Here is a 25,316-nt window from a genome sequence, read left to right on the forward strand (position 1 = left end):
CCCGGCCGTGTTGCTGTCGAGGCGATTTCGGTCAACGTGCGCCCTCGACGGCCTCGGCGAGGCGGCTGACGGCCTCGTCCGGCTTGATCGTCTTGTTCTTCACATATTCGGTGATGACGTCGATTATCGCGGCGGTCAGGCCGTTTTCCTGGGCCATGTTGTGGGCGAGGCTGAGGACGGCCTGATTGTTGCCCATGGCATTCTTCAGTGCGGCCGCGGTTGTCCGTTGACCGTCCGACCAGCCTGCGCCGGTCAAATCGACATCGGTGCGCACGGGGATCGATCCCGTGATCTGCGAATACATGGTCTGGATCGCCGGATCCATCACGAGCTGCGCCATCAACATCTGGCCGGCCTGGAGATCGGCCTCCTTGCGCTGCCAGAAGATGAAGGCATCGGCATTCAACAGGAAGACAGGCTTGCCGTTGTCACTGGGGCCGGGGGTGATGACGTAGTCGTCAAACTTGAAGCCGGCGTTTTTCAAGACGCCCTGCGCCCAGCCGCCCATGATCAGCATGCCCATGTCGCCGTCGACGAAGCGCTTCAAATTGGTGGCATAGGGTTGGACGCCGACATTGGGGTCACACCAGTCGGAGATCTTGCGCGTCTGCGCGAAGGCTGCCTTCATCTCGGGGCCCTCCAGCGCCTTCTTGTCGAGATTCATGCAGGCGGCGCGGTATGCCGTCGGGCTGATGCCGGCCAGGGAGGCCTCGAATTTCTGCCCGTCGTCGGCGCGGGTGCCGCCATTGGCGATGGGGTAGGCCATTCCGGCCGACTTCATTTTCTCGGCAAGGTCGTTGAAGTCAGCCCAGGTGACGGGGACCTTGTCAGCCTTGGCCTTGTCCATCCCGCGCTTGGAGAGAAACAGCATATTTGTGCTGTAGATCTGCAACGGCAGCGCGATCCACTTTCCGGCCGGCTTGTGCAATTTTGCAAGATCCGGCGCAACGACCTTCTCGTAGCCGGCCGCCGCGACCACGGCGTCGAGATCAACGGTCGGAGCAATCTTCGACCAGGCGGCAATCTCGGGGCCCTTGAGCTGCGAACAGGCCGGCGGATCGCCGGCGATGATCTGCGCACGCAGCTTGTTCATCATGTCCGTGGTGAAGCCGGGGACGGGTGAGTGCTGCCAGACGCCGCCTTTCTCCTCGAATTTCTTGCCGAGTGCGGTGATGGCGGCTCCATCGCTGCCGGCGGACCATTGCGAGATTGCGGTGAGGCGCGGCTTGACTGCGCCCTGTGCGCGGGCAAAGGCAGGCAGCGCGAGTGCGGCAGCAGATCCAGCGAGCAGACGGCGCCTTGTTGTTGTGATCGGCATGGCTAGTTCCTCCCGGGTGTGAAGTTTTTGCGCCGTTTTGGCGCGGTTGTTGGCGTGCGCGAGCCGCACGCGGCTTAGGTCATCTCAGGCGGCCTCCGTCGATGCGGCGGCCATGCCGCCGGATCTCGCCAGGCAGAACGCGGCGAAGGCGAGGGCGGCCTGCGGATCGTTGCCGGTCGAAGGCGGCACAAAGGCGAGCGACACCTGCGCCAGCTTCCGGCCGCCGAGCAGGCTGGAATCGATGCCGTCGCTCACGGCTTTTCGATCGTCTTCCGCAAGAAGCGATGGCCAGCCGCTGACGACAACGCCGCGGCATGGTTTGACGTTCAAGGTGTTGCCGATGGCGAGACCGAGCCGGAACAGCCGCTGGCGCAATTCCTGCCGCAGCCGCGTCGTGAGGGGGACCGTTGTCACCCAGTCAGAGCCAAGCTGGAGCAATTCTGCTTCGGTCATGCGCAGCAGTTCGGCCAGCGCCGGCAACGACGTGTAGGCTTCGACGCAGCCATGATGTCCGCAGCGACAACGCGGGCCGTCGGTTCCAAAAACCATGTGGCCGAGCTCGACCGGCTCGAGTGCGTCGTCCTCACTGGGATCACCGATCCAGGCGCCCGCGACACCCTGGCCGACGAAGACGAACAGATGCGCGTCGGCGAACGGATAGTTTTCGTTGCGGCAGCGATGAAAGGCGGCGTGCGCGACCACCGAATTAGTGAAAGTCACCGGCACGCCCGCAAACAGCTCGGCGAGCATGTCGCCGATCTGTTCGATGTCACAGGGAATGATGGGGTTGCCGAACTCGCTGAGGCGGCCGAGGCCCGGAACGGTCACGCCGACCTGTGCGAGCCTGATGCGGCGGCGGCGCGTCCAGTCGCGCAGCAGGTGCAGGGCTTCGCGGAACACCCGGCCCATGGTTTCGACGGTCGGCTTTCGCGGCAGCGGCACACGCTCGATGTAATGCAGCTCGCCCGACAAATTGCCAACGCCGACGCTGAGCCATTCTCCGGTGAGCTCGAGTGCAGCCAGCGCCACCGTGCGATCGAGCGAGACGAGACCGGTCGGGCCGCCGACGTAAGGAGCAGGGCGCCTGACTTCCTCGATCAGGCCTTCAGCCTTGAGGTCGAACAGGATGCGCGACAGGCTTGCTTCGGACAGCCGCACGGCTCTCGCCAGCGGCGGCCGGAACGAGCCGCCGGACTGGAGCAAATGAGTCAAAATGGCGGCGCGCGTCTGCCGCCGACTTCTCGGCTGCTCCGGCATTTCCATCCCTGTCGTCATTCTTACTTAGAGTAAGAATTTGCCTACGGAGCGTTTCAACTGTCAAGCGCTCGTCGGCGCGATGCGTCGACTTGTTGTTGTGCGGGGCAACACGTAGGGTGAGCACAAACAAAAACGGCGCCATCGCGAGATGGCGCCGCTTCGAAAGCCGTATCGACGAAGACTTACTTGCGATCCTTGATCGCGACGTAGTCGCGGCGGGTGACGCCGGTGTAGAGCTGGCGCGGACGGCCGATCTTCTGCTGCGGATCCTCGATCATCTCGCTCCACTGGCTGATCCAGCCGACGGTGCGGGCGACGGCGAACAGCACGGTGAACATGGAGACCGGGAAGCCCATCGCCTTCAGCGTGATGCCCGAATAGAAGTCGACGTTCGGGTACAGCTTGCGGTCGATGAAGTACTGATCGCTCAGCGCAATCTTCTCGAGCTCGAGCGCCACCTTCAGCATCGGATCGTCGCCATGGCCGGTCTCCTTGAGCACGGCGTGACACATCTTCTGCATGATCTTGGCGCGCGGATCGTAGTTCTTGTAGACGCGGTGACCGAAGCCCATCAGACGGACCTCGGAGTTCTTGTCCTTCACCTTGGCGATGAACTCGGGGATCTTGTCGACGCTGCCAATCTCGGCGAGCATCGCAAGCGCGGCTTCATTGGCGCCGCCATGCGCCGGACCCCAGAGGCAGGCGATGCCGGCGGCAATGCAGGCGAACGGGTTGGCGCCGGAAGAGCCGGCGATACGCACCGTCGAAGTCGAGGCGTTCTGCTCGTGGTCGGCGTGCAGGATGAAGATCTTGTCGAGCGCGTCAGCGAGCACCGGGTTGATCTTGTACTCCTCGCACGGCACCGCGAAGCACATGTGCAGGAAATTCTCGGCGAACTTCAGCGAGTTCTTCGGATACATGAAGGGCTGGCCGATGGTGTACTTGTAGGCCATCGCCGCCAGCGTCGGGATCTTCGCGATCATGCGCATGGAAGCGATCATGCGCTGCTTGGGATCGTTGATGTCGGTCGAGTCGTGGTAGAACGCGGCGAGCGCGCCGACCGAGGCCACCATGACTGCCATCGGATGGGCGTCGCGGCGGAAGCCCTGGAAGAAGCGGGCCATCTGCTCGTGCACCATCGTGTGATGGATCACGCGATCGTCGAAATCCTTCTTCTGCGCGGCGGTCGGCAGGTTTCCGTAGAGCAGCAGGTAACAGGTCTCGAGGAAATCGCCGTTCTCGGCGAGCTGCTCGATCGGATAGCCGCGGTATTCCAGCACGCCCGCATCACCGTCGATATAGGTGATCTTGGACTGGCAGCTCGCGGTCGAGGTGAAGCCGGGATCGTAGGTGAATAGGCCGGACTGGCCGTACAGCTTGCCGATATCGATGACATCAGGTCCGACGCTGCCGCTGTGAATCGGAAGATCGTAATTCTTGTTTCCGACCGTCAGCGTGGCGGTCTTTGGGCTTTCTTTGGCGTCCATCAGAGGTCCCCGATGTGTGGTGAAACGGGCCGGAGCCGGAGGCCCCCAAGGAGAAGATGGGGCAGGCCGGATGTTCCAGAATGTACGGGGAGATGGGTATATTATTGCTGTGTGCGCTGCAAGATCATGGCAGCCATGGCCTACTTACGTCGTAGATTGGTCCTTAAGCCGGTCCAGGCTTTCCTGGCGTCCCAGCACGTCCAAAACCTCAAATATTCCAGGCGACGTGGTGCGGCCGGTCAATGCTGCTCGCAGCGGCTGGGCGACCGCGCCGAGCTTGAGACTATTTTCCTCGGCGAAGGCGCGCAGCGCAGCTTCGGTGACAGCGCCGCTCCAGGTCTCGACTTTCTCCAGCGCGGAATGAAGCTGGCCGATCAGCTTGCGGTTCTCGGGCGTCAGCAGGGCTGCCGCCTTCGGGTCGAGCTGCAACGGCCGGTCGGCGAAGATGAAAGAGGCGCCGTCGATCAGCTCGATCAGCGTCTTGGCGCGCTCCTTCAGGGATGGCATGGCCTTGAGCAGCTGGGCGCGCGTGGCGTCGTTTAATTTGGCCTTAATCTCGTCGCGCGCGGGCACGACGTGGTCGAGCACGTCCTCGAACATCCTCACGAGCGATTGATCGTCGGCGTGGCGGATGTAATGGCCGTTGAGGTTCTCCAACTTGGCGAAGTCGAAGCGGGCGGCGGCGCGGCCGACATTGGCGAGGTCGAACGCCGCGATCATCTCCTCGGTCGAGAAGATCTCCTGATCGCCATGGCTCCAGCCGAGCCGGACGAGGTAATTCCGGAGCGCGGCCGGGAGGTATCCCATGGCGCGGTAGGCATCGACGCCGAGCGCGCCGTGGCGCTTGGAGAGTTTTGAGCCATCCGGTCCGTGGATCAGCGGGATGTGGGACATGTTCGGGAGCGCCCAGCCCATCGCATCGTAGATCTGCTTCTGGCGGGCGGCGTTGATGAGGTGGTCGTCGCCGCGGATGACATGGGTGACGCCCATGTCGTGGTCATCCACGACCACGGCGAGCATGTAGGTCGGGTTGCCATCGCCGCGCAGCAGGACGAGGTCGTCGAGGTTCTCGTTCTGCCAGACCACACGACCCTGGACCTGGTCCTCGATCACGGTCTCGCCGGTCTGCGGCGCGCGCAGGCGGATGGTCGGCTTGACGTCAGCAGGCGCGGTGGCCGGATCGCGGTCGCGCCACATGCCGTCATAGAGGCGGGTGCGTCCTTCCGCGCGCGCCTTCTCGCGCATGGCGGCGAGCTCCTCGGCGGTGGCGTAGCAGCGATAGGCCTTGCCGTCGGTGAGCAACTGCTCGGCGATCTCGCGGTGGCGGGCCGCGCGGCTGAACTGGTAGATCACGTCGCCATCCCAGCCGAGCTCCAGCCATTTCAGCCCGTCCAGGATCGCGCCGATCGCAGCCTCAGTGGAGCGCTCCCGGTCGGTGTCCTCGATCCGGAGCAGCATCTTGCCGCCGTGCTTCTTCGCAAAGAGCCAGTTGAACAGCGCCGTGCGGGCGCCTCCGATATGGAGGAAGCCGGTCGGGGAGGGAGCAAAGCGGGTAACGACGGAATCGGTCATTCTTGGCAGGGCCTATGCATTGGAGGCGGTGGTATATAACAGGACCAGAGCATAACTAAAGCCCGACAGCGGACGCCTTAAGGCCTTGGCTCAGCCAAGCGAATTTGGCAGAAGGACCGCTGATTTCCCTACAGGATTTTCGTAATGACAGAACCGGTGGCGACTGAGGTTGGGCGCGATTTCATTCGTGACATCATCCAGGCCGACCTCGATCAGGCCAAGTACAAGGAGATCGTGACCCGGTTCCCGCCGGAGCCGAACGGTTACCTGCATATCGGCCACGCCAAGTCGATCGCGCTGAATTTCGGCATCGCCCAGGAATTTCCGGGCCGCTGCCATCTGCGCTTCGACGACACCAATCCGGTCAAGGAAGAGCAGGAATATATCGATTCCATCCAGGCCGACGTGCACTGGCTCGGCTACGATTGGGGCAAGAACCTGTTCTATGCCTCTGATTATTTCGACCGCCTGTACGAATGGGCGGAGAAGCTGATCCGCGACGGGCTCGCTTATGTCGACGACCAGTCCCAGGAGGAGATTCGCCTCGCGCGCGGCACGCTGACCGAACCCGGCAAGAACTCGCCGTTCCGCGACCGCTCGGTGGACGAGAATCTCGACCTGTTCCGCCGCATGAAGGCCGGCGAATTCCCGAACGGCGCGCGCGTGCTGCGGGCGAAGATCGACATGTCCTCGGGCAACATCAATCTGCGCGACCCCGTGCTCTATCGCATCCTGCATGCGCATCATCCGCGGACTGGGACGAAGTGGAGTATCTATCCGAGCTACGACTACGCCCACGGCCAGTCGGACGCGATCGAAGGCATCACGCACTCGATCTGCACGCTGGAGTTCGAGGACCACCGGCCGCTCTACGATTGGTTCATCGAGAAGTTGCCGGTGCCGTCCACGCCGCACCAGTACGAAATGGCGCGGCTCAATCTGACCTACACGCTGCTGTCCAAGCGTGTCCTGACCCAGCTCGTCCGCGACGGCCATGTCGCCGGCTGGGACGATCCGCGCATGCCGACCATGGCGGGGATGCGCCGCCGCGGCGTGCCGCCGGCGGCCTTGCGCGAATTCATCAAGCGCATCGGCGTGGCCAAGGCCAACAGCGTGGTCGATGTCGGCATGCTCGAGTTCTGCATCCGTGAGGAGCTGAACCGCACGTCGCAGCGGCGCATGGCGGTGTTGAAGCCGCTCAAGGTCGTGATCGAGAACTATCCGGAAGGGCAGACCGAGGAGCTCGAGGCGATCAACCATCCGGATGATCCCTCGGCAGGCACGCGAAAAATCACGTTCGGCCGTGAGCTCTATATCGAGCAGGACGACTTCATGGAGAGCCCGCCGAAGAAGTTTTTCCGCCTGTCGCCCGGCAATGAGGTGCGGCTGCGCTACGCTTATTTCGTCAAGTGCACCGGCGTGATCAAGAACGACAAGGGCGAAGTGGTGGAGCTGCGCTGCACTTACGATCCCGCGACCAAGGGCGGCAACGCGCCTGACGGCCGCAAGGTCAAGGCGACCATGCACTGGCTGCCGGCGGCCAATTCTGTGCCCGCGGAGATCCGCATCTACAACCAGCTGTTCGCCAATCCGAGCCCGGACGCCTCGAACTTCGCGGCCGATCTCAATCCGAACTCGCTGGAGATCCTGTCCGACGCGCGGATCGAAGCCTCGGTTGCCGCGAGCAATTCGACCGAGCCGATGCAGTTCGAGCGCCAGGGCTATTTCGTGCGCGACAAGGACTCGACGCCCGGCAAGCCGGTGTTCTCGCGCACCATCGGCCTGCGCGATACCTTCGCGAAAGAAGTGGCCAAAGGCTGACGCAAAGGGCTGACGGGCACATGAGCAGCGAGGCCGACGCCATCGTTTCCGCCATCATCGCGAAATGGTGCGCCGGGTTCGCGACGCTCGATGCGGCTGCGCTGTCGGCGCTGTATTCGAAGAACGCATTCTTCTTCGGCTCCAACCCAAGGCTCTATCGGGGCAGGGATGGCGTCACCGATTATTTCAACGGCCTGCCGCGCTGGCGCAAGCCGGGCGCGGCATTTTCCGAGGTGCAGGCGGCGCAGGTCGGTCCCGATCTGATCAATATGGGCGCGACCATCACGTTCAACTTCGCAGGTGAGCGCCCGGATCTCGTCGTCAAGATGAGTTGGGTCATCATCCGCCAGGACGGTGACTGGAAGATCGTCAATCACCACGCCTCGGCCAAGGCGCCGCTGATCTGACAGGCGCGCCGTCACACGGTATCGTCATTCCGGGGAGAGCAACGAACGCGCTCCCTCTGCGTTGGGTGGGTCCAACGAGGATCCCACCATGCAGAACATCGCAGAGCATATGGAAGTCATCGGCGCAGACGGCGTCCATATCGGAACGGTCGACAAGGTCGAGGGCAACCGCATCAAGCTGACCAAGAAGGATAGTGGTGAGGGCAGTCACAAGGGGCACCACCATTTCATCGACAAGGGCCTTGTCGCCGGTGTCGAAGGCAACAAGGTCCGCCTGTCGGCCAAGGCGGACGTCGCGGTGACAATGGAAGAGGAAAAGTAGGGGCGCGGCCCCTTCGTTCCTGATCCGTACCGCTATTCGGCGACCTGCACGTTCCGGTAGCCTCTGCACCCGTCGCGTATCGCAGGGGTTGTCAAGGGAATGGCGGAGCCGGGCCGGCCGCAGCGTCTGTCGCAAGGCATTGCCGGGACTTGGCCGACAGGCCGGGCCGCGTCGGCCGGAGGCTTTGTGCCGGCAGGGTCGGGCGTCTGGCCCGGGGTTGTCGGGACGCTGCGCGAATGGGCCAAGGCCGAGGCTGGTGCGGGGCGGCTGTTTCCCTGGGTGCCCATCGCCTTCGGCTGCGGCATCGCGCTCTATTTTACCGCCGATCACGAGCCGGTGCTGTGGGTCACGGTTGCGACGGCGGCCGCGCTCACGCTCGGCGCGGCCCTGTTGCGGAGGAGCCGGTGGTTTGCGCCCGCGATCATGATCGCGGCGGTCGCGGCCGGTTTTGCGGCGGCGACGTGGAAGACGGCGCGCATCGCCCACACTGTGCTCGCAAAGCCGCTTTATTCCGTGTCGCTGTCGGGCTTCGTCGAGACCCGCGACATCCGCGAACGCACTGACCGCTTCGTGCTGCGCGTCACGGCGATGGAGGCGCAGCGCAGCGACGTGAAGCTGGAGCGCGTCCGCCTCTCCGTGCGCAAGGGAACCGCCCCCGACGTCGGCAGCTTCGTGCAGCTGAAAGCGCGGCTGATGCCACCGCTGTCGCCATTGCGGCCGGGCAGCTACGATTTCTCGCGCGACATGTTCTTCCAGGGCATCGGTGCGTCCGGCTTTGCGATGGGAGCAATCACGACTGTGACGCCGCCCGTGCCGGGCGGATTGCAGCTACGCTACGCCGCGGTCATGCAAGGCCTGCGCGATGCGATCGACGCGCGCATCCGCGCCACGCTCGACGGCGACAACCGCGCCATCGCGACCGCGCTGCTCACCGGCCGCCGCGATGCGATCACCACGCCCGTCAATGACGCGATGTTCATCTCGGGGCTCGGTCACGTCCTCTCGATTTCAGGCTATCACATGGCCGTCGTCGCGGGTGTCGTCTTCTTCGCGGTCCGCGCGCTGCTCGCGCTCGTCCCGGGACTGACCGTGGGGTTTCCCATCAAGAAATGGTCGGCCGCCGCTGCGCTGGCTGCGTCGGCGTTCTATCTGCTGCTCTCGGGCGCCGAAGTCGCGACACAAAGATCGTTCTTCATGACCGCGGTGGTGCTGATTGCTGTCATCGTCGATCGCCGCGCGATCACGTTCCGCACCCTGGCCGTGGCGGCGCTGATCGTGCTCGCAGTCGCGCCGGAAGCGCTGGTGCATCCAAGCTTTCAAATGTCGTTCGCCGCAACGCTCGGGCTCGTCGCGCTGGTGCAGGTCGGCATGCCGAGCCTGTTTGCCTCGCCCGATCATTCGGCGACCGCGCGCATCGCGCTGTGGGGCGGCCGCGAGATCGCGATGTTGTTCATGGCCTCGATGATCGCGGGGCTTGCGACGACGCCTTACGCCGCCTTCCATTTCCACCGTGTTACGCCTTACGGCGTGCTTGCCAATCTCGGCGCGATGCCGGTGGTCTCGGCGCTGGTGATGCCGGCAGGGCTATTGGGATTGCTCGCGGCTCCCTTCGGGCTGGACGGAGTGTTCTGGTGGTTGATGGGGATCGGCATCGACTGGATGATTTTGGTCACGCGCTGGGTCGCTGCGTTACCGGGCGCGGTCGGCCACGTCGCGGCCTTCGGCACGGCGCCGCTGATCGTTGCGAGCTTGGGCCTGGTCCTGATGGGTCTGCTGCGCACGCCGCTGCGATGGTCGGGAGCATTCGTGCTGGTGGCGGCGACCATCTGGGGTCTTTCCATCAGGCAACCCGACATTCTCATCGCCGGTGACGGTCAGAACGTCGCGGTGCGAGGCAGGGACGGGCAGCTGCATCTGATCAGGACGAAGAAGGACAATTTCCTGCTGAAGGAGTGGCTCGCGGCTGACGCTGATCCGCGCGATGCGGCGAGTGGCTCGCTCGGTGACGGCGTGTCGTGTGACGACGCCGGCTGCGTGACGCCGCTTGCTGACGGCCGCATGATCGCCCTGGCGCTGCGCATCGACGCGCTGGCCGATGATTGCAGCCGCGCGGCACTGGTGGTGACCGCAAGGCCCGCGCCGCCGGATTGTACCGCGATGGTGGTCGACCGGCCGCGTCTGGTGAGCCAGGGTGCGCTGGCGCTGACACCCCGCGGCGACGGTTTTGCGATTCAGTCGGTGAGGGCGAGGGGCGCAAACCGCCCCTGGTCGCCGGCGGCGGCCGGCGATGGCGATTTCGAACTGACCCTCGTGCCGCGGTCGGCAGCTCCGCGCTTCAAGGACGCAACACCGTCGGAGGCCGACCTTCAGGCCGAGGATTAGAACCGATGGTTCAACCGATCGGCAGGCGCGGAGGCGTCGGACTGATATCGGAAATCACTTGCGGCTTATGCTCGCGCTCACCGAACGGCTGGGTCACCGGCAGCTGCAGCACGGTTGCGCGCTGGCCTTCGACGAGTTGGGTCACCAGCACATATTTGCCATCGGGAAATTCGATCGCGTCGTGATGACGATCGGGAATGTGCGGATCGACCTTGCCGAACTTGCCGACGCGCGAATTGATGGTGCGCGTCCAGATCCACCTGTTGTCGTAACGGACGTTGTCGGCGAAGGCGAGCTCCGTTCCCGGCAGCAGGCAGACCGCGACCGACATGTCGGCTTCGGAGGCGAAGCCGCGCGTCGAGGTGCCGCGGAAGGTTGTCGTGACAATCGTCTCGCCGACTTCTGCGGGACGCGTCGCGACGGCATGCAGGCTATAGTCACACATCGGGTGCTCCTCATCAGCGATAGAGCACCGCGCCTCTTCTGAGGCGCAGGCCTCTATCAGAGTGGAAGCTTGCAATCATATGCGATGTTGGGGGCAAATCTGCGGCTCAGATCCGCGGCTTGCAATCACAATATCTTTCCCGCGCCGATGAGGAACAAAGCCTGCTCCTGTGCATTCGGGAGACTTCGCTCTCAGCGTCCTGATGGTGCCGACCAGCCCGAATACGGCCAGGCCGACTGCGCCTGCTGCTTGACGGCGTTGCGGGCATTGCGGAATTGCTCACTCGTCGTGGCCTGTGGCGCCTTGCGAACGCGATGCTGCGGCTGCGCAGCGATGGCCTGCGACCCTGATGCCGCGATCAGCGCCATCGCGACGGTGCTCAGAATGATTTTGCGCATGGCGGTCTCCTCGGTCTTCGTTGTGGCGTGCCGGGGATGTAGCGCCGAAGAGGGGGCCGGATAATCTGTGCAGAACCTGAAGGACTATCCAGCCGGAGCGGACAATCGTCCGCTCCAATCTTAAGGGCGTGCTCGCCAGGTGCGAGCGCGGGACGAGTTCAGTATTTCCGGTACAGCCCGATCAGCTTGCCCTGGATCTTGACCCGGTTGGGCGGCAGGATCCGGACCTCGTAAGCGGCGTTTGCCGGCTCGAGCGCGATTGAAGCGCCACGGCGGCGGAAGCGCTTGAGCGTCGCTTCCTCGTCGTCGATCAGGGCCACCACGATATCGCCGGTGTCGCAGCTCTCGTTGCGCTGGATCAGCGCCATGTCGCCATCGAGAATGCCGGCGTCGACCATGGAATCACCGCGCACTTCGAGCGCGTAGTGCTCGCCCGCGCCGAGCATGTCGGGCGGGACACTGATGGTGTGGCTGCGCGTCTGCAAGGCCTCTATCGGCGTACCGGCCGCGATCCGGCCCATTACAGGAACCGCGACAGGACGCTCGCCCTCGTCGGCGGGCGGGCTCGAGGTCGTGCGCACCTTGCCGAGATTGCCCTCGATGACGCTCGGCGTGAAGCCGCGGCGGCTTCCGGCGGCCGCCTGGAGCTCAGGCAGCTTGATCACCTCGATTGCGCGGGCGCGGTTGGGCAGGCGGCGGATGAAGCCGCGCTCCTCGAGCGCGGTGATCAGGCGATGGATGCCCGACTTCGAGCGCAGATCGAGCGCATCCTTCATCTCGTCGAAGGAGGGCGGCACGCCGCTCTCCTTCAATCGCTCGCTGATGAACCGCAGGAGCTCGTATTGTTTGCGCGTTAACATCTCGACCAAAATCCCCCTGACGATGTCGTTCGATTCCGAGACGCTGAATTCAGCAATAAGCCGCCACACGCTCGAAACAAATCATGAACGGACACTATATGTTCGATACATGTTCCGCAACTGCTTAATTTACCGTGAACGCGGCAAAGCTCGCGGAACGGTTGCGAACGACGCGCTCACGCGGGCAGTCGCAACACCTCGCAAGGCGTGCCGGCTTCGGCCTTCGGCGCGAACGGGGCGCGCACGAGAAGTGCCTGTGCCGCAGCGAGATTCGCAAGCAGTGAGGAATCCTGGTGATTGACGGGAAGAGCGACGAGCGTGCCGTCATCCCGCGTCTCCAGACGCGCACGCAAATAATCCTCGCGCTGGTCATTGGCGCTGACGTCGCGGCCGAGCACGGCGCGTTCGCGGCGATGATGAATCACTGAACGGCCCGACATCGCGCGAATCAGCGGCACCAGGAACAGGAAGCCGCAGACATAGGATGACACGGGATTGCCGGGCAGGCCGATCACGCGCATCGGCCCGAGCTGCCCGTTCATCATCGGCTTGCCCGGCCGCATCGCGATCTTCCAGAACGCCATCGAGATACCTTCGTTCGTCAGCGCCTGCTGCACCAGATCGTGGTCGCCGACAGACGCTCCGCCGGTCGTGATCAGGATGTCGGCACCGGATTCGCGCGCGCGGCGGATGCCCGATGTGGTGGCGGCAAGCGTGTCGGCGGCAACGCCGAGATCGATGGTGTCGGCCCCCTCGCTGCGGGCGAGGGCGTGCAGGGCGTAGCCGTTGGAATAGACGATCTGGCCGTGGCCGGGCGTCGAGCCCGGCATCACCAGCTCGTCGCCGGTCGCGAGAATCGCGACCTTCGGACGGCGGCGGACGGCAAGCTGCGGGTGGTTCATGCCGGCGGCGAGCGCAAGGTCGCGCTCGGTCAGGCGCGTACCCTTGTGCAGGAGCACCTCACCCTCGCGGAAGTCGATCCCGGCGGGGCGGATGTGCCGCCCGGTGACGGCGGCTTCCTTGATCGTGATGCGCTTGCCGTCCGCGATGGTGTCCTCCTGGATCACGACCGCATCCGCGCCGGCGGGAACGACGCCGCCGGTGAAGATCCGTACGGCATCGCCAGCGCCGACTGTTCCAGCAAACGGGCGGCCGGCTGCGACCTCGCCGATGACCGTGAGCTGTGCATCAACCTTCGCCGCATCGGCCGCGCGGACGGCATAGCCATCCATCGCCGACATGGCCTCGGGCGGCTGCGTCCGCCGCGCGGCAACGTCGCGCGCGAGCACGCGATGGAACGCCTGATCCAGTGCGATCATTTCCTCTGCCAAAGGCTCTGCACCGGCGAGCACGGCGGCAAGCGCATCGGAAACCGGCATCAGGGCCACGGCGTACTCCCGCAACAAGATCGAAGGACTCGGTCGGCGAGGTTTTAGCCGAGCGGAGAGGCCGAGGCAAAAGGGGGTATATTGCCGCGAAGCTTACGCTTCGGGCCGGGCTGGTGTCCGCGACGTGATCCGGAAGGCGCGGCAGACCGACACGAGGACAGGCAGCCTGCGCGCAGCGTTACGACCGCGTAATGGGATTTGCCCTTGCCGCGTTTCCGTCTTCAGCGACGTCGGGAGCCTTGGGGCCTTGATCCTTGTCGGGCATAGGATCGGCTTGGGCCTTCAAGTCGGCCGCCTTGCTCATCAGCTTGGCGGAAAGCTCGGAATCCGAGGTAGTCTTGGCGAATTTGACCAGCAGGGAGGCCTGCTTGGTGAGGTAGGTTTTGCCCAACACGATGATATTTCCGTCCGTAGAATTCCCAACGGACTCATGAGTCCGGAAGCGGGCATTCGTTCCCGGAACTCTGTACAAAATTGCACAAAGGGCTTTGGTTCCTCGCTTCCGGTCGAAATTGTTCCGGAATTTGCCGCCGGATCAGATCCCCAGCGCCTTCAGCGCAAGGCCGACGTCGTGGGGTGAGGTCACATGGACCGCGGTCAGGCCGCGGGCGCGCGCGCCTTCGATGTTCTCGGCAAGGTCATCGAAGAACACGATCCGGCTGGCCGGCACGCCCATCGCGGCGACGACATGGTCGAACGCTTCCGCATCCGGTTTGCGCAGGCCGATGCTGGACGAAAGGTACAGCTCGCGGAAATGGCGGAGCACGTCGGCATATTCCTTCGAGAAATAGTCCACGTGTGGCCGGTTGGTGTTGGAGAAGGCGTAGACCGGCATCTGCTTTGCCGCGCGCGGGAGCAGGTCCGCGATACCGGGCATCTCGCCGGCGAAAATCGCGTTCCACCCCTCGAGGAACTGGGCATCCGAAATGGAGATTCCGAGCGATGAGCGCAGCGAGGCGAAATAGTCCTCGTCGCTGATCCTGCCGACCTCGTGCAGGCGGTAGGCCTCGTCGCGCACATAGCGCCCGACGATGGCTTCGGGCTTGCAGCCGGCATGTCCCGCCCAGCAGGCGATCGCCTTGGAGAAATCGATGTCGAGCACGACGCGCCCGAGATCGAACAGAAGCGCATCCGCGCTGCCGGGACAGAGCGAGGTCATTGCAGCCTTTCGGGTCAGTATCGATAGGGTTCGTGGTCGAACAGCGGGAACGCGCTGAACACGCTCGGCGCGTTGGTTGCGGTGGCCGGGTGCAGGCAGGATTTGTTGACCTCGGCGAAGGAGGTGGCACCTAACAGACCGAGGCAGCGCAGCACCTCGTCCTCCAGCAGTTCCAGCATCCGCGTCACGCCGGCCTCGCCGGCTGCCGCCAGCGCCCAGCATTGCAGCCGGCCGATGCCGACGAGGTCGGCGCCCGCCGCGATCGCCTTGACGATATCGGTGCCGCGGCAAAAGCCGCCATCGACCATGATCTTGGCGCGGCCCTTCACGGCGTCGACGATCTCCGGCAGCACATGCATGGCACCGCGGCCGTGATCAAGCTGGCGGCCGCCATGGTTGGAGACATAGATCCACTCGACGCCGTGATCGACCGCGATCTGCGCGTCCTCGGCAGTTGCGATGCCCTTGATGATCAGCGGGATCTTGAACTTGTCCTTGATCATCTTCACGGTCCGCCACTCCAGACCCTTCTGGTAATCGCCGCCGGTGGCCCGCAGGCGGCTCTCGCGAACGTAGCGTTTGGCGATGTCGCGCTCACGACGGCTGTAATGGGCGGTGTCGACGGTCAGGCAGAAAGCGGCATAATTGGCTTTTTGCGCACGGCTGACGATTTCGGCGACGAATGCGTCATCGCCACGGACGTAGAGCTGGAACATGCGCAGCGCATCGGGCGCGGCTTCGGCAGTCTTTTCCAGGCCGGGCTCGGAGACGGAGCTGAGCATGTGCGATGCGCCAAAAGTACCGGCGGCGCGCGCGACGCTGGCTGCGCCAAAGGGATCGAAGATCTCCAGCGCGCCGACCGGGGCGAGCACGACAGGCAGCCGCATCTTGCGGCCGAACTGCTCGACCGAGCCGCTGACCTGGCGGACGTCGCGCAGCACACGCGGGCGGAACGCGATCTCGTCGAGCGCCATGCGGTTGCGGCGCATCGTGGTCTCGGTCTCGGCGGCGCCGACGATGTAGTCCCAGGCGTTCTGGTTGAGGTTGGAACGCGCCTTCCGGATGAATTCGTGCAGGTTCTGGAACGGCTCGTCGCTGGCGCCGAGTTCGACGTTCCGTTCCGGCCGGAGTGCTTCGTTCATTGTTATCCTCCCGAGAATTTGAAGCCTTATTCAATCGCCTATCCCGTCCGGCTCTCCAAAACCATCCTAAAATCGCATAGCTGCGAGGCGCCGTCCGGCCGACTGATTCCCGCCGGGAGCGGGGGCGGTCTTGCCAACGTTGCCAAATGTTTAGGTTCAGGCGAAGGGATTTTTGCCGCGTACCCGCCGGCGTGGCAGGCCGGCCTTGAAGAAACCAGAATGATATTGTGAGAACCGGGCTGGATCGCCACTTGCATGGCGGCTGCCAAGCCTCAAAAGAACCGCTAAGCGAAAAGGCCACCCATTCCATGCGGAAAACCCTGCTCTTCCCACTGGGCGCGCTCACCGGAGCATGCCTGACCCTCCTCGTATCAGGTCCGCAGGGCGGACTATGGGCGGCACGGGCGGCGGCAGGCGCGGATGGTGCGTACTCCCAGCTCAATCTGTTCGGGGAAGTTTTCGAGCGGGTGAAGGCGAGCTATGTCGAGAAGCCCGACAATGCCAAGCTGATCGAAGGTGCGATCACGGGCATGGTGACCTCGCTCGATCCGCATTCGCGCTACATGAACGACAAGGCCTGGACCGAGATGCAGGAGACCACCTCCGGCGAGTTCGGCGGCCTCGGCATCGAGGTCACGATGGAAGAGGGCCTGGTCAAGGTCGTCTCGCCGATCGACGACACGCCGGCGTCCAAGGCCGGCATCATGTCCGGCGACCTCGTCAGCAAGATTGACGGTGAGAACGTGCAGGGCATGACGCTCGAGCAGGCCGTCAACAAGATGAAGGGCCCGGTCGACACCAAGACCAAGCTCACCATCATCCGCAAGGGCGCCGATGCTCCGATGGATGTCGCGATCACGCGCGAGATCATCCATGTCCGCCCGGTCCGCTTCCACGTCGAGAACGGCGACGTCGGCTACATCCGCGTCACCTCGTTCAACGAGCAGACCACCGACGGCCTGAAGAAGGCAATCGCCTCGATCTCCAAGGACATCCCGCAAGACAAGCTCGTTGGCTATGTGATGGATCTGCGCAACAATCCGGGTGGTCTGCTCGACCAGGCCGTGTCGGTGTCGAGCGCGTTCCTGCAACGCGGCGAGGTCGTCTCGACCCGCGGCCGCAATCCGGAAGAGACCCAGCGCTTCACCGCGCATGGCGGCGACCTCACAAAGGGCAAGCCGCTTGTGGTGCTGGTCAATGGTGGCTCGGCTTCGGCGTCGGAAATCGTGGCCGGCGCGCTGCATGACCACAAGCGCGCGACGATCATCGGCACCCGCTCGTTCGGCAAGGGCTCGGTGCAGACCATCATCCCGCTTGGTGCCGGCAACGGCGCGCTGGCGCTGACCACCGCGCGCTACTACACGCCGTCGGGTCGCTCGATCCAGGCCCAGGGTATCGCGCCCGACATCGAGATCCTCCAGGACGTTCCGGCCGAGCTGAAAGGCCGCGTCGACACCATCGCGGAATCGCAGATGCGCGGTCATCTGCAGGCCGCCGACGGTACCGAGCAGACCGGATCGCAATCCTACGTCCCGCCGGAAGAGAAGGACGACAAGGCCCTGCATGCGGCCTACGACTTCCTGCACGGCGTCACGGTGAATGCGGCGGCCGCCAAGCCCGCTCCGAAAGCGACAGTGCCGAACTAACCGCTGCGACTTCAGGACATCCAGACATCGCCCGGGAGTGGATCGCCACTGCCGGGCGAATTCGTTTTGGACGTCGTCTCAGCTCGGATTCATTGCGGCAAAGGCCGTATTGTCGCGGCTTTGCGTGCGACCAAGCGCCGGGTGCGATTGCGGCGTCCGCTGTGGGGATACTAGCCAGCCTCGCGGCGGCGGCCTTCCCGACCTTCGCGCTGGGCGAGCCGGCTGCGATGGAGCGCGAACAGCTCCAACATCTTGTCGGCCGGCTTTGCGGCGCTGAACAGATAACCCTGCATCTCGGTACAGCCGAGCGTGCGCAGCAACCGCTGCTGTTCCTCGGTCTCGACGCCTTCGGCCGTGGTCGCCATGCGGCGGGCGCTGGCGAGATTGACCACGGCCTGCACGATGCTGGCGGAGCCGTCGGGACCTGCGATGTCGTTGACGAAGCAGCGGTCGATCTTGATCTTGTCGAACGGGAAGCGATGCAGATAACTCAGCGAGGAGTAGCCGGTGCCGAAATCGTCGAGCGCAATGCGGACGCCGATGGCACGGAGCTGGTGCAGGATCGCAAGCGCGGTGTCGTCGTCGCGGATCAACACGGCCTCGGTGATTTCGAGCTCGAGCCGGCTCGCCGGCAGATTGGAGGCGGCGAGCGCCGCCATGATCTTCAGCGCCAGCGTGCCGCTCTTGAACTGAACCGGCGAGACGTTGACCGCAAGGCGAATGTCGTCGGGCCAGGTGGCCGCGTCGCGGCAGGCGGTCGACAGCACCCATTCGCCGATCTCGTTGATCAGCCCGGTATCCTCGGCAATCGGGATGAATTCTGCCGGCGAGACCATGCCGCGCTCGGGGTGGCGCCAACGCACCAGCGCTTCGCAGCCGGTGATCCGGTCGTCCTTCAGGCTGAGGCAGGGTTGATAATAGACCTCGAGGCCGCCGTCGCGCCTGCCCTGGGCGATGGCGTGGCGCAGGTCGATTTCGAGCTGGCGCCGCTCGCGTACCTTGGCGTCCATCTCGGGCTCGAAGAAGCGATAGGTGCGGCGCCCGGCGGATTTGGCCGCGTACATCGCCATGTCAGCGTTCTTCAGAATCTGATCGAGCGCGTTGCCGTGTCCGGGCGCCAGTGCAATGCCGATGCTGGCATCGGTGGTGAGGTGATGGCCCATGCAATCGAACGGTGCGCGGATCGCGGCGAAGACCCGGGCAACGAGCTCGCTGACCTGGTCCTGCCTGGTCACCGCGCTCTGCACGATGGCGAATTCGTCGCCGCCGAGACGAGCGACGAAATCGGTCGGGCCGGCGCAGCGGCGCAGGCTCTCCGCCACCGACTTCAACAGCTCGTCGCCGACGAGATGGCCGAGCGCGTCATTGACGCCCTTGAACTCGTCGATGTCGATGTAATGCACGGCAAGCTCTTCACCGTGAGCCATGCTGGCTAGCTCCTCGCGCAAATGTTCGTGGAACTTGGCGCGGTTGGGCAGGTCGGTCAGCGCGTCGTAGTGGGCGAGGTGGGTGATACGCGCCTCGGTGCGGCGCCGCTCGGTGATGTCCTCATGGGTCGCGACCCAGCCGCCATCGTCGAGAGGCTCGTTGACGATCTGGATCGATCGGCCGTCGCTGGTGTCGACCACCATGGAGTTGCGCACGTGGATGTCGCGCAGCACGCGCGCGACATACTGGTCCACGTCACCCGTGAACGAGCCCGTCGCCTTGCGGTGCGCGATGATGTCGCGGAAGCTGTAGCCGGGTCTGACGATGTCGGCCGACAGGCCGTACATCTCGATGTAGCGCTGGTTGCAGATCACGAGCCGCCGCTCGGCATCGAACAGCAGCAGACCCTGGGTCATGTTGTTGACGGCGCGATCGAGGCGCTGCTTCTCCAGCGTCAACCGCTCCCGGGACAGGCGGTGCTGCTCCAGGAGCTTGCGCACGATCGCGGTCAGCACGCCCGCAATCGCAAGCACGGACGCGCCGGCGACCGAAATCAGGATTCCGATTTGCTCGCGCCAGTCGGCGAGCGCCGCCGCGCGCGTTGTCGTCGCCATCATCAGAATCGGGAAATGGGGCAAAGCACGCGCCGAGGCCAGCCGGTCCTCGCCGTCGATCGGGCTCACGATACGCCCGGCGAAGTGGTCGAGCGTGAAGATCTTCTGCTGCTCGAACGACCCGTTCCTGAAATTGCGTCCCATCATGTCGCTGGAATCGGGATAGCGGGCCAGCAGCGTGCCGTCCCGATGCAGCATCGAGATCGTCGCGCCTTCGCCGAGCATGACGGTCTCGAAGAACTTCTCGAAATTGGCCGGCTCGATGCCGCGCCCGACGGCACCCATGAATTCGCCGTGCGGTCCCATGATCCTGCGCACGATCAGGATGGTCCAAGCGCCGGAGATGCGGCTGTGAACCGGTTCGATCAGTACGTCGGGCGCCTGCGGATCGTATCGGAAGGTGCGGAAGTAGGCGCGGTCGGCGACGTTGACCTTCGGAGCGGGCCATGTCGTCGAGGAATTGATCACATTGCCGTCGGCGTCGATGATGTTGACGCCGCCCATGTACGGAAGCGCCTCGATCTTCGAGCGCAGCATCCGGTGCACGTCCTCGCCGGAGAGGCGCTTGCGGAAGTCCGCTGCGGTCGTGATTCCGTTCACGCGCACGTGGTCGACGAAATCCTTCTGAATGACCGCGAAATCCTGCAGTTGCTGATCGAAATGATGGGCGAGCAGCAGCACGGTGTTTTCCAGCTCGCGGCTGGAGTTGCGCAGCGCGCGCTCGCGGAAATTCTGCGCCATCAATACCGCGCCGACGGCGATTGCCGCGATCAGCAATGTGCCGCCGACCACGAGCCAGCGGATCGGTCCGCTGCGCACGAAAGCCTGGTCGAAGAGGCGGCTGCCGTATTTTGTCATCATGTTGTTCGTCGCCGTCCACACGTCAGGGTCAATTCTTGATCCCGTGACATCCGTCGGTTTACGGGATCGATGTGGAGGCGACGTTAGGAAGCGCGGTTAACGCGACATGAACCGTAATGCGCAAATGCAATCGATGCGCATGACGAGAACCATGCAGCTTTTGCCGGCCATGGTCGGGATGAGGGTCAGTTCTTGCCGATCGCGGTGAAATCAACCAACGCTTAACCATCTAACCTGCTGACGATCCTCGATGCCACATTGGCACGCGAATTGCGAACTCAGCTCCGCAACGATGCGAGGGAGAACACGATCATGAAAAAGACTTTGAAGAACTTCTGGATCGACGAATCCGGTGCGACCGCGATCGAATATGGCCTGATTGCGGCCGGTATCGCGCTGGCCATCATCACCGTCGTGAACGGCCTGGGTAGCAAGCTCAACACCAAGTTCGGATCGATCAGCACGGCGCTGAAATAACCACCGATCAGGCGCGGTAATGGCCCGACTTGCCGCCCAGCTTTTCGACGAGATGGATGCCCTCGATGCGCACGCCGCGCTCGACCGCCTTGATCATGTCGTAGATGGTGAGGCAGGCCACCGTAACGGCCGTGAGGGCTTCCATCTCGACGCCGGTTGGGCCGGTCACCTTGACGCTGGCACGGACCACGCAGCCCGGCAGCTTCGCGTCAGGCTCAATGTCGACCGTGACCTTCGACAGCGCCAGCGGATGACAGAGCGGGATCAGCTCCGAGGTCCGTTTCGCTGCCATGATTCCGGCGATGCGCGCGGTGCCGAGCACATCGCCCTTCTTGGCGTTGCCTGACACGATCAGGTCGAGCGTTGCCTTCTCCATGACGACACGGCCTTCGGCGACGGCAAGCCGCTCGGTGGCAGCCTTGTCCGAGACATCGACCATCCGCGCCTCGCCGGAGGCGCCGATATGGGTGAGGGCAGGGCTGGCCTTCGCCTTTGCGGGCTTCGCCTTGGATGGCTTGCGCACCATGTCAGCGCGTGTCCGTGGCGCGGGCCTTGGTCTCGCGCGTGAGCAGCGTACGCGTGGCAGCCGCGACGTCGGCCTGGCGCATCAGGCTCTCGCCGACCAGGAAGGTCGACATGCCGACGCGCTCGAGCCGCGACAGGTCTGCGGGCGTGAAGATGCCGCTCTCGCCGACCATCAGCCGCCCCCGCGGGATCAGAGGCGCCAGCATCTCGCTGGTCGCCAGCGTCGTCTCGAAGGTGCGCAGATTCCGGTTATTGACCCCGATCATCGGTGAACGCAGCTTCAGCGCCCGATCGAGCTCGGCACGGTCGTGGATCTCGATCAGCACATCCATGCCGTAGGCGATCGCGGCGTCTTCGAGATCCTTGGCGGTCGCATCATCGAGCGCCGCCATGATGATGAGGATGCAGTCGGCGCCGTGCGCGCGCGCCTCGACCACCTGATAGGTGTCGAACAGAAAATCCTTGCGCAGCACAGGCAACGAGGTCGCCGCGCGTGCCGCAACCATGAAGTCGAGATGGCCCTGGAACGAGGGCGTGTCGGTCAGCACGGACAGGCAGGCCGCGCCGCCCGCCTCATAGGCCTTGGCAAGCAGGGGCGGATCGAAATCGGGGCGGATCAGACCCTTGGAGGGCGAGGCCTTCTTCACCTCGGCGATCAGCGCATAATCGCCATTGGCGTGCTTGGCCCTGATCGCGCGCACGAAGCCGCGCGGCGCGTCCTGCGCGCTGGCTTGTGCCTCGACCGCCGAGAGCGGCTGCGCGCGCTTGGCCGCCGCGATCTCCTCGCGCTTGTAGGCCTCGATCTTGGTCAGGATATCGGACATGACAGGCTCAGCTGTTCGAGACCGCGATCAGATGTTTCAGTCGCGCGTTCGCAGCGCCGCTATCGAGCGATTTTGCGCCGATCGCGACGCCTTCCCTCAGGTCCTTGGCGCGGCCGGCGACGACGAGCGCCGCGGCGGCGTTGATCAGCGCGACGTCGCGATAGGGGCTCGGCTTGCCGTCGAGCACGCTTTGCAGCGCCATCGCATTGGCGTCGGCATCACCGCCCTTGAGTGCGCCGGGATCGCATCGCGGCAGGCCGACGTCCTCGGGCGTTACCTCGAAATTCCGGATCTCGCCATTGTGGAGCGCCGAGACGAAGGTCGGGCCGGTGAGGGTGATCTCGTCAAGGCCATCGGAGCCGTGCACCACCCAGGCGGATTCGGAGCCGAGATTCTTCAGCACCTGCGCCAGCGGCTGCACCCATTGCCTGGAGAATACGCCTACCATCTGCCGCTTCACGCCGGCCGGGTTGGACAGGGGCCCAAGCAGATTGAAGATCGTGCGGGTGGCGAGCTCGACCCGGGTCGGGCCGACGTTCTTCATGGCCGGATGATGGGCCGGTGCGAACATGAAGCCGATGCCGCATTCGCGCACGCAGCGGCCGACCTGCTCGGGCTTGAGATCGATCTTCACGCCGAGCGAGGCCAGCACGTCTGCAGCGCCCGAGCGCGACGAGAGCGCGCGGTTGCCGTGCTTGGCGACGGGCAGACCGGTGCCGGAGACGATGAACGAGGCACAGGTCGAGACATTGACCGAGCCGGAGCCGTCGCCGCCGGTGCCGACGATATCGACGGCGTCCGCGGGCGCATCGACCGTGAGCATCTTCGAGCGCATCGCCGTGACCGCGCCGGTGATTTCCTCCACCGTCTCGCCGCGCACACGCAGCGCCATCAAGAGGCCGCCCATCTGCGAGGGGGTGGCCTCGCCGGACATCACGGCATCGAAGGCGGATGCGGCTTCCTCACGCGACAGGCTGGCACCGGTCGCAACTTTTCCAATGATCGATTTCAGGTCGTCCATCGCGTGCTTTCAACTCACTGGTTCGCGCCGGTCACTTGCGCGAAGGCGGCCTGATTAATGGTGGTCCCGATGTCGGTTTCAAGCTTGTTGACGTAGGAGGCGACCTGCTCGTCGGTCAGCGACTTGTCGACGCTCTCCTTCAGCTTCTTGACGGCGTCGGAGGCGGTGTCGACCGCGGGATCGACGATGTCGGTGACGCGGAAGACGATGACTTCGGTGCCGCCGGTCACCGGCGCCTGGCCGACACCGTCCTTGGCGGCGCGGAAGGCGGCCGCAACGATGTTGGCGGGCACGCCGGCCGGGGAGTCGTCGCGCTTGAAGCCGCTGGCGGTCTCGACCTTGGCATTGATCGCAGCGGCCTCGTCAGCGAGCTTGCCGCCCTGTTCGAGCTTTTGCACCAGTTCGGTCGCCTTCGCCTTCAGCTTGGTGGCGATCTGCTCCTGGCGCCAGCGCGCCTCGACCTGGTCGCGGACCTCATCGAGATTGCGGTCGCGCGACGGCGTGATGGCGAGCACGTCGTACCAGACATAGCCGCCCTTGAACGAGATTGGGTCGTTGTCGACGCCGACATCGCTGTTGAAGGCCTGCGACACCACGTCGAGACCCTGCGGAATGTTGGTAACGGTCTGCCCGTTCGGCGCGCGGCCGGAGCGGTCGACGGCATCGATGGTCACGGCCGTGAGCCCGAGCTTCTGTGCGGCATCGGCGACGCTGGTGCCGGCACCGCGTTCGTCCTCCATCTTGTCACGGAGCTCGCCGACCTTGGTGCGCGCGCGCTCGGTCGCGATCGATCGCTTCACGTCGGCGGCAAACTTGGCGTAGTCGGCCTCGGCGCCGGGCTCGATCTTGTCGACCTTGACGATCGAAACGCCAATCGGGCCCTGGATCGGCTGGCTGATTTCGCCAACGGGAAGCGCGAAGGCGGCATTGCCGACGGCGGGTTCGAGCGAGGATTTCGTCACCAGCCCGAGATCGACGTCGGAGGCAGTCAAACCGCGCTCTTTGCCGAGATCTTCAAAGGACAGCCCGCCGACCAGACGCTCGCGCGCGGCCTGCGCCTCGGCGGCGTTCGGAAACACAATCTGCTTGATCTGGCGCTTCTCCGGTGTGGAGAGTTGGTTCTTGCGCTGATCGAACAGTTTCTTCGCGTCGTCGTCGGAGACGTCGCTCCACTTGGCGATGTCCTCCGGCGAGATCACGGCGAAGACGATCTTGCGGAATTCGGGTGCGCGGAACTGGACCTTGTGATCCTCGAAATAGGCGGCGAGCGCCTCGGGCGAGGGGGGATCTATGGTGCCGGCCTGCGCCGTATCGAGCCTGACGAACTCGATCGAGCGCTGCTCGTTCTGGAAGCGCGTCGCCACGTCGAGCATGGTCTTCGGCGGTTCGAGGCCGGCGCCGATCGTGCCGGTGATCTGCCGGCGCAGCGCCACCTTGCGCTGCTCGGCCACGTAGCGCTGCTCAGTGTAGCCGAAATTGCGGATCAGCCCCTGGAAGCGGTTCGCATCGAACTTACCGTCGACGCCTTTGAAGTTCGGGTCGTTCATGATGATCTGGCGGATCTGCTCGTCGGACTGGCCGAGCCCGAGCTGACGCGCGTTCTCGTCGAGGGCAGCTTCGGCAATCGTCTGCTGGAGCACCTGGCGGTCAAGGCCGAACGCGCGCGCCTGGTCCGGCGTGAGGGGCCGGCCAAACTGGCGGCCGATCTGCTGGAGGCGGTCGGTGTAGATCTGGCGGAACTCGTTCAGCGAAATCTCGGTGTGGCCGACCTTGGCCAGCGTGGACTGCCCGAAGCCCCGGAAGATGTCGGCGATGCCCCAAATGCCGAAGCTGATGATCAACACGCCCATCACGACGGCCATGATGGTCTTGCCGACCCAGTTTGATGAGGCCTTGCGCATTCCTCGAAGCATTTGGTCCAACTTGTTTGATAAGGAGGGGAACGGGAGCGCGTCTTAATGC

The 25,316-nt window shown here is 64.4% G+C and carries 22 protein-coding genes; 6 read left to right on the plus strand and 16 right to left on the minus strand.

Annotated features, from left to right (window positions below; all coding sequences use genetic code 11):
- Window positions 1–31: 31 nt before the first annotated feature.
- From XI06_RS23940 to gltX, 4 genes are all read right to left on the minus strand, one after another.
- Window positions 32–1,318, minus strand: a complete 1,287-nt coding sequence (locus tag XI06_RS23940) for an ABC transporter substrate-binding protein (RefSeq protein ID WP_237862019.1) — start codon at window positions 1,316–1,318, stop codon at window positions 32–34.
- Window positions 1,319–1,402: 84 nt separating this feature from the next.
- Window positions 1,403–2,581: an ROK family transcriptional regulator gene (locus tag XI06_RS23945; protein WP_271606680.1), complete on the minus strand. Its 1,179-nt coding sequence runs from the start codon at window positions 2,579–2,581 to the stop codon at window positions 1,403–1,405.
- A 176-nt stretch (window positions 2,582–2,757) separates the two neighbouring features.
- Entirely contained in the window at window positions 2,758–4,062 is a 1,305-nt protein-coding gene (gltA, locus tag XI06_RS23950) for a citrate synthase (protein ID WP_237862023.1), read from the minus strand.
- A gap of 144 nt (window positions 4,063–4,206) precedes the next feature.
- Window positions 4,207–5,634 (minus strand): glutamate--tRNA ligase, encoded by a 1,428-nt coding sequence (gltX, locus tag XI06_RS23955; RefSeq protein ID WP_271606658.1) that lies wholly within the window; start codon window positions 5,632–5,634, stop codon window positions 4,207–4,209.
- Between the two features lie 144 nt (window positions 5,635–5,778).
- Between gltX and XI06_RS23960 the strand changes: the two genes are divergently transcribed.
- From XI06_RS23960 to XI06_RS23975, 4 genes are all read left to right on the plus strand, one after another.
- Complete coding sequence (locus tag XI06_RS23960; protein WP_271606659.1) at window positions 5,779–7,455, plus strand: glutamine--tRNA ligase/YqeY domain fusion protein; 1,677 nt, start codon at window positions 5,779–5,781, stop codon at window positions 7,453–7,455.
- A 20-nt stretch (window positions 7,456–7,475) separates the two neighbouring features.
- Window positions 7,476–7,862, plus strand: a complete 387-nt coding sequence (locus XI06_RS23965) for a nuclear transport factor 2 family protein (protein WP_271606660.1) — start codon at window positions 7,476–7,478, stop codon at window positions 7,860–7,862.
- Between the two features lie 88 nt (window positions 7,863–7,950).
- Entirely contained in the window at window positions 7,951–8,184 is a 234-nt protein-coding gene (locus XI06_RS23970) for a DUF2171 domain-containing protein (protein ID WP_063194708.1), read from the plus strand.
- A 99-nt stretch (window positions 8,185–8,283) separates the two neighbouring features.
- The gene (locus XI06_RS23975) at window positions 8,284–10,566 is read left to right on the plus strand and encodes a ComEC/Rec2 family competence protein (RefSeq protein WP_271606661.1); all 2,283 of its coding nucleotides are present in this window, start codon (window positions 8,284–8,286) and stop codon (window positions 10,564–10,566) included.
- A gap of 10 nt (window positions 10,567–10,576) precedes the next feature.
- Here the strand turns inward: XI06_RS23975 and XI06_RS23980 are convergent, their stop codons facing one another.
- From XI06_RS23980 to XI06_RS24010, 7 genes are all read right to left on the minus strand, one after another.
- Window positions 10,577–11,011, minus strand: coding sequence for a hypothetical protein (locus XI06_RS23980; RefSeq protein WP_237862031.1), 435 nt, complete (start codon window positions 11,009–11,011; stop codon window positions 10,577–10,579).
- Between the two features lie 191 nt (window positions 11,012–11,202).
- On the minus strand, window positions 11,203–11,409 hold the full coding sequence (locus XI06_RS23985; protein ID WP_237862033.1) for a hypothetical protein: 207 nt from the start codon (window positions 11,407–11,409) through the stop codon (window positions 11,203–11,205).
- Between the two features lie 158 nt (window positions 11,410–11,567).
- Window positions 11,568–12,269: a transcriptional repressor LexA gene (gene lexA / locus XI06_RS23990; protein ID WP_128951590.1), complete on the minus strand. Its 702-nt coding sequence runs from the start codon at window positions 12,267–12,269 to the stop codon at window positions 11,568–11,570.
- A 176-nt stretch (window positions 12,270–12,445) separates the two neighbouring features.
- Window positions 12,446–13,657, minus strand: a complete 1,212-nt coding sequence (locus XI06_RS23995) for a molybdopterin molybdotransferase MoeA (RefSeq protein ID WP_237862035.1) — start codon at window positions 13,655–13,657, stop codon at window positions 12,446–12,448.
- 178 nt (window positions 13,658–13,835) lie between these two features.
- Window positions 13,836–14,051: a hypothetical protein gene (locus XI06_RS24000; RefSeq protein WP_237862037.1), complete on the minus strand. Its 216-nt coding sequence runs from the start codon at window positions 14,049–14,051 to the stop codon at window positions 13,836–13,838.
- 141 nt (window positions 14,052–14,192) lie between these two features.
- Window positions 14,193–14,816, minus strand: coding sequence for an HAD-IA family hydrolase (locus XI06_RS24005; protein ID WP_237862040.1), 624 nt, complete (start codon window positions 14,814–14,816; stop codon window positions 14,193–14,195).
- A 14-nt stretch (window positions 14,817–14,830) separates the two neighbouring features.
- Window positions 14,831–15,958: an alpha-hydroxy acid oxidase gene (locus XI06_RS24010; RefSeq protein WP_237862042.1), complete on the minus strand. Its 1,128-nt coding sequence runs from the start codon at window positions 15,956–15,958 to the stop codon at window positions 14,831–14,833.
- Window positions 15,959–16,266: 308 nt separating this feature from the next.
- On the opposite strand from XI06_RS24010, the gene XI06_RS24015 reads away from it, so the two are divergent.
- The gene (locus XI06_RS24015; RefSeq protein ID WP_237862044.1) at window positions 16,267–17,604 is read left to right on the plus strand and encodes a S41 family peptidase; all 1,338 of its coding nucleotides are present in this window, start codon (window positions 16,267–16,269) and stop codon (window positions 17,602–17,604) included.
- A gap of 170 nt (window positions 17,605–17,774) precedes the next feature.
- On the opposite strand, the gene XI06_RS24020 is transcribed toward XI06_RS24015, so the two are convergent.
- Entirely contained in the window at window positions 17,775–20,507 is a 2,733-nt protein-coding gene (locus XI06_RS24020) for a bifunctional diguanylate cyclase/phosphodiesterase (protein WP_271606662.1), read from the minus strand.
- 312 nt (window positions 20,508–20,819) lie between these two features.
- On the opposite strand from XI06_RS24020, the gene XI06_RS24025 reads away from it, so the two are divergent.
- Complete coding sequence (locus tag XI06_RS24025; RefSeq protein WP_237862048.1) at window positions 20,820–20,984, plus strand: Flp family type IVb pilin; 165 nt, start codon at window positions 20,820–20,822, stop codon at window positions 20,982–20,984.
- A 7-nt stretch (window positions 20,985–20,991) separates the two neighbouring features.
- On the opposite strand, the gene moaC is transcribed toward XI06_RS24025, so the two are convergent.
- From moaC to XI06_RS24045, 4 genes are read right to left on the minus strand one after another with little or no spacing between them, the layout of a single operon-like run.
- Window positions 20,992–21,510, minus strand: a complete 519-nt coding sequence (gene moaC, locus XI06_RS24030) for a cyclic pyranopterin monophosphate synthase MoaC (RefSeq protein WP_271606663.1) — start codon at window positions 21,508–21,510, stop codon at window positions 20,992–20,994.
- A gap of 1 nt (window position 21,511) precedes the next feature.
- Window positions 21,512–22,333 (minus strand): indole-3-glycerol phosphate synthase TrpC, encoded by an 822-nt coding sequence (gene trpC / locus XI06_RS24035; protein WP_271606664.1) that lies wholly within the window; start codon window positions 22,331–22,333, stop codon window positions 21,512–21,514.
- Between the two features lie 7 nt (window positions 22,334–22,340).
- Window positions 22,341–23,354, minus strand: a complete 1,014-nt coding sequence (trpD, locus tag XI06_RS24040) for an anthranilate phosphoribosyltransferase (RefSeq protein ID WP_237862054.1) — start codon at window positions 23,352–23,354, stop codon at window positions 22,341–22,343.
- Between the two features lie 14 nt (window positions 23,355–23,368).
- The gene (locus XI06_RS24045; protein ID WP_271606665.1) at window positions 23,369–25,267 is read right to left on the minus strand and encodes a SurA N-terminal domain-containing protein; all 1,899 of its coding nucleotides are present in this window, start codon (window positions 25,265–25,267) and stop codon (window positions 23,369–23,371) included.
- Window positions 25,268–25,316 lie beyond the last annotated feature (49 nt).

The organism is Bradyrhizobium sp. CCBAU 11434 (assembly GCF_028128895.1).
GTDB lineage: Bacteria > Pseudomonadota > Alphaproteobacteria > Rhizobiales > Xanthobacteraceae > Bradyrhizobium > Bradyrhizobium zhengyangense.

Bases quoted from the DNA above. Each gene is read 5' to 3' on its own strand.
- XI06_RS23965 (WP_271606660.1), top strand. From the start codon at position 7,476: ATGAGCAGCGAGGCCGACGCCATCGTTTCCGCCATCATCGCGAAATGG.
- XI06_RS23985 (WP_237862033.1), bottom strand. From the start codon at position 11,409: ATGCGCAAAATCATTCTGAGCACCGTCGCGATGGCGCTGATCGCGGCA.
- gltA (WP_237862023.1), bottom strand. From the start codon at position 4,062: ATGGACGCCAAAGAAAGCCCAAAGACCGCCACGCTGACGGTCGGAAAC.
- gltX (WP_271606658.1), bottom strand. From the start codon at position 5,634: ATGACCGATTCCGTCGTTACCCGCTTTGCTCCCTCCCCGACCGGCTTC.
- trpD (WP_237862054.1), bottom strand. From the start codon at position 23,354: ATGGACGACCTGAAATCGATCATTGGAAAAGTTGCGACCGGTGCCAGC.
- trpC (WP_271606664.1), bottom strand. From the start codon at position 22,333: ATGTCCGATATCCTGACCAAGATCGAGGCCTACAAGCGCGAGGAGATC.
- XI06_RS23960 (WP_271606659.1), top strand. From the start codon at position 5,779: ATGACAGAACCGGTGGCGACTGAGGTTGGGCGCGATTTCATTCGTGAC.
- XI06_RS24045 (WP_271606665.1), bottom strand. From the start codon at position 25,267: ATGCTTCGAGGAATGCGCAAGGCCTCATCAAACTGGGTCGGCAAGACC.
- XI06_RS24005 (WP_237862040.1), bottom strand. From the start codon at position 14,816: ATGACCTCGCTCTGTCCCGGCAGCGCGGATGCGCTTCTGTTCGATCTC.
- lexA (WP_128951590.1), bottom strand. From the start codon at position 12,269: ATGTTAACGCGCAAACAATACGAGCTCCTGCGGTTCATCAGCGAGCGA.
- XI06_RS24010 (WP_237862042.1), bottom strand. From the start codon at position 15,958: ATGAACGAAGCACTCCGGCCGGAACGGAACGTCGAACTCGGCGCCAGC.
- XI06_RS23975 (WP_271606661.1), top strand. From the start codon at position 8,284: ATGGCGGAGCCGGGCCGGCCGCAGCGTCTGTCGCAAGGCATTGCCGGG.
- XI06_RS24020 (WP_271606662.1), bottom strand. From the start codon at position 20,507: ATGATGACAAAATACGGCAGCCGCCTCTTCGACCAGGCTTTCGTGCGC.
- XI06_RS23945 (WP_271606680.1), bottom strand. From the start codon at position 2,581: ATGGAAATGCCGGAGCAGCCGAGAAGTCGGCGGCAGACGCGCGCCGCC.
- XI06_RS24015 (WP_237862044.1), top strand. From the start codon at position 16,267: ATGCGGAAAACCCTGCTCTTCCCACTGGGCGCGCTCACCGGAGCATGC.
- XI06_RS23940 (WP_237862019.1), bottom strand. From the start codon at position 1,318: ATGCCGATCACAACAACAAGGCGCCGTCTGCTCGCTGGATCTGCTGCC.
- XI06_RS23970 (WP_063194708.1), top strand. From the start codon at position 7,951: ATGCAGAACATCGCAGAGCATATGGAAGTCATCGGCGCAGACGGCGTC.
- moaC (WP_271606663.1), bottom strand. From the start codon at position 21,510: ATGGTGCGCAAGCCATCCAAGGCGAAGCCCGCAAAGGCGAAGGCCAGC.
- XI06_RS23980 (WP_237862031.1), bottom strand. From the start codon at position 11,011: ATGTGTGACTATAGCCTGCATGCCGTCGCGACGCGTCCCGCAGAAGTC.
- XI06_RS24025 (WP_237862048.1), top strand. From the start codon at position 20,820: ATGAAAAAGACTTTGAAGAACTTCTGGATCGACGAATCCGGTGCGACC.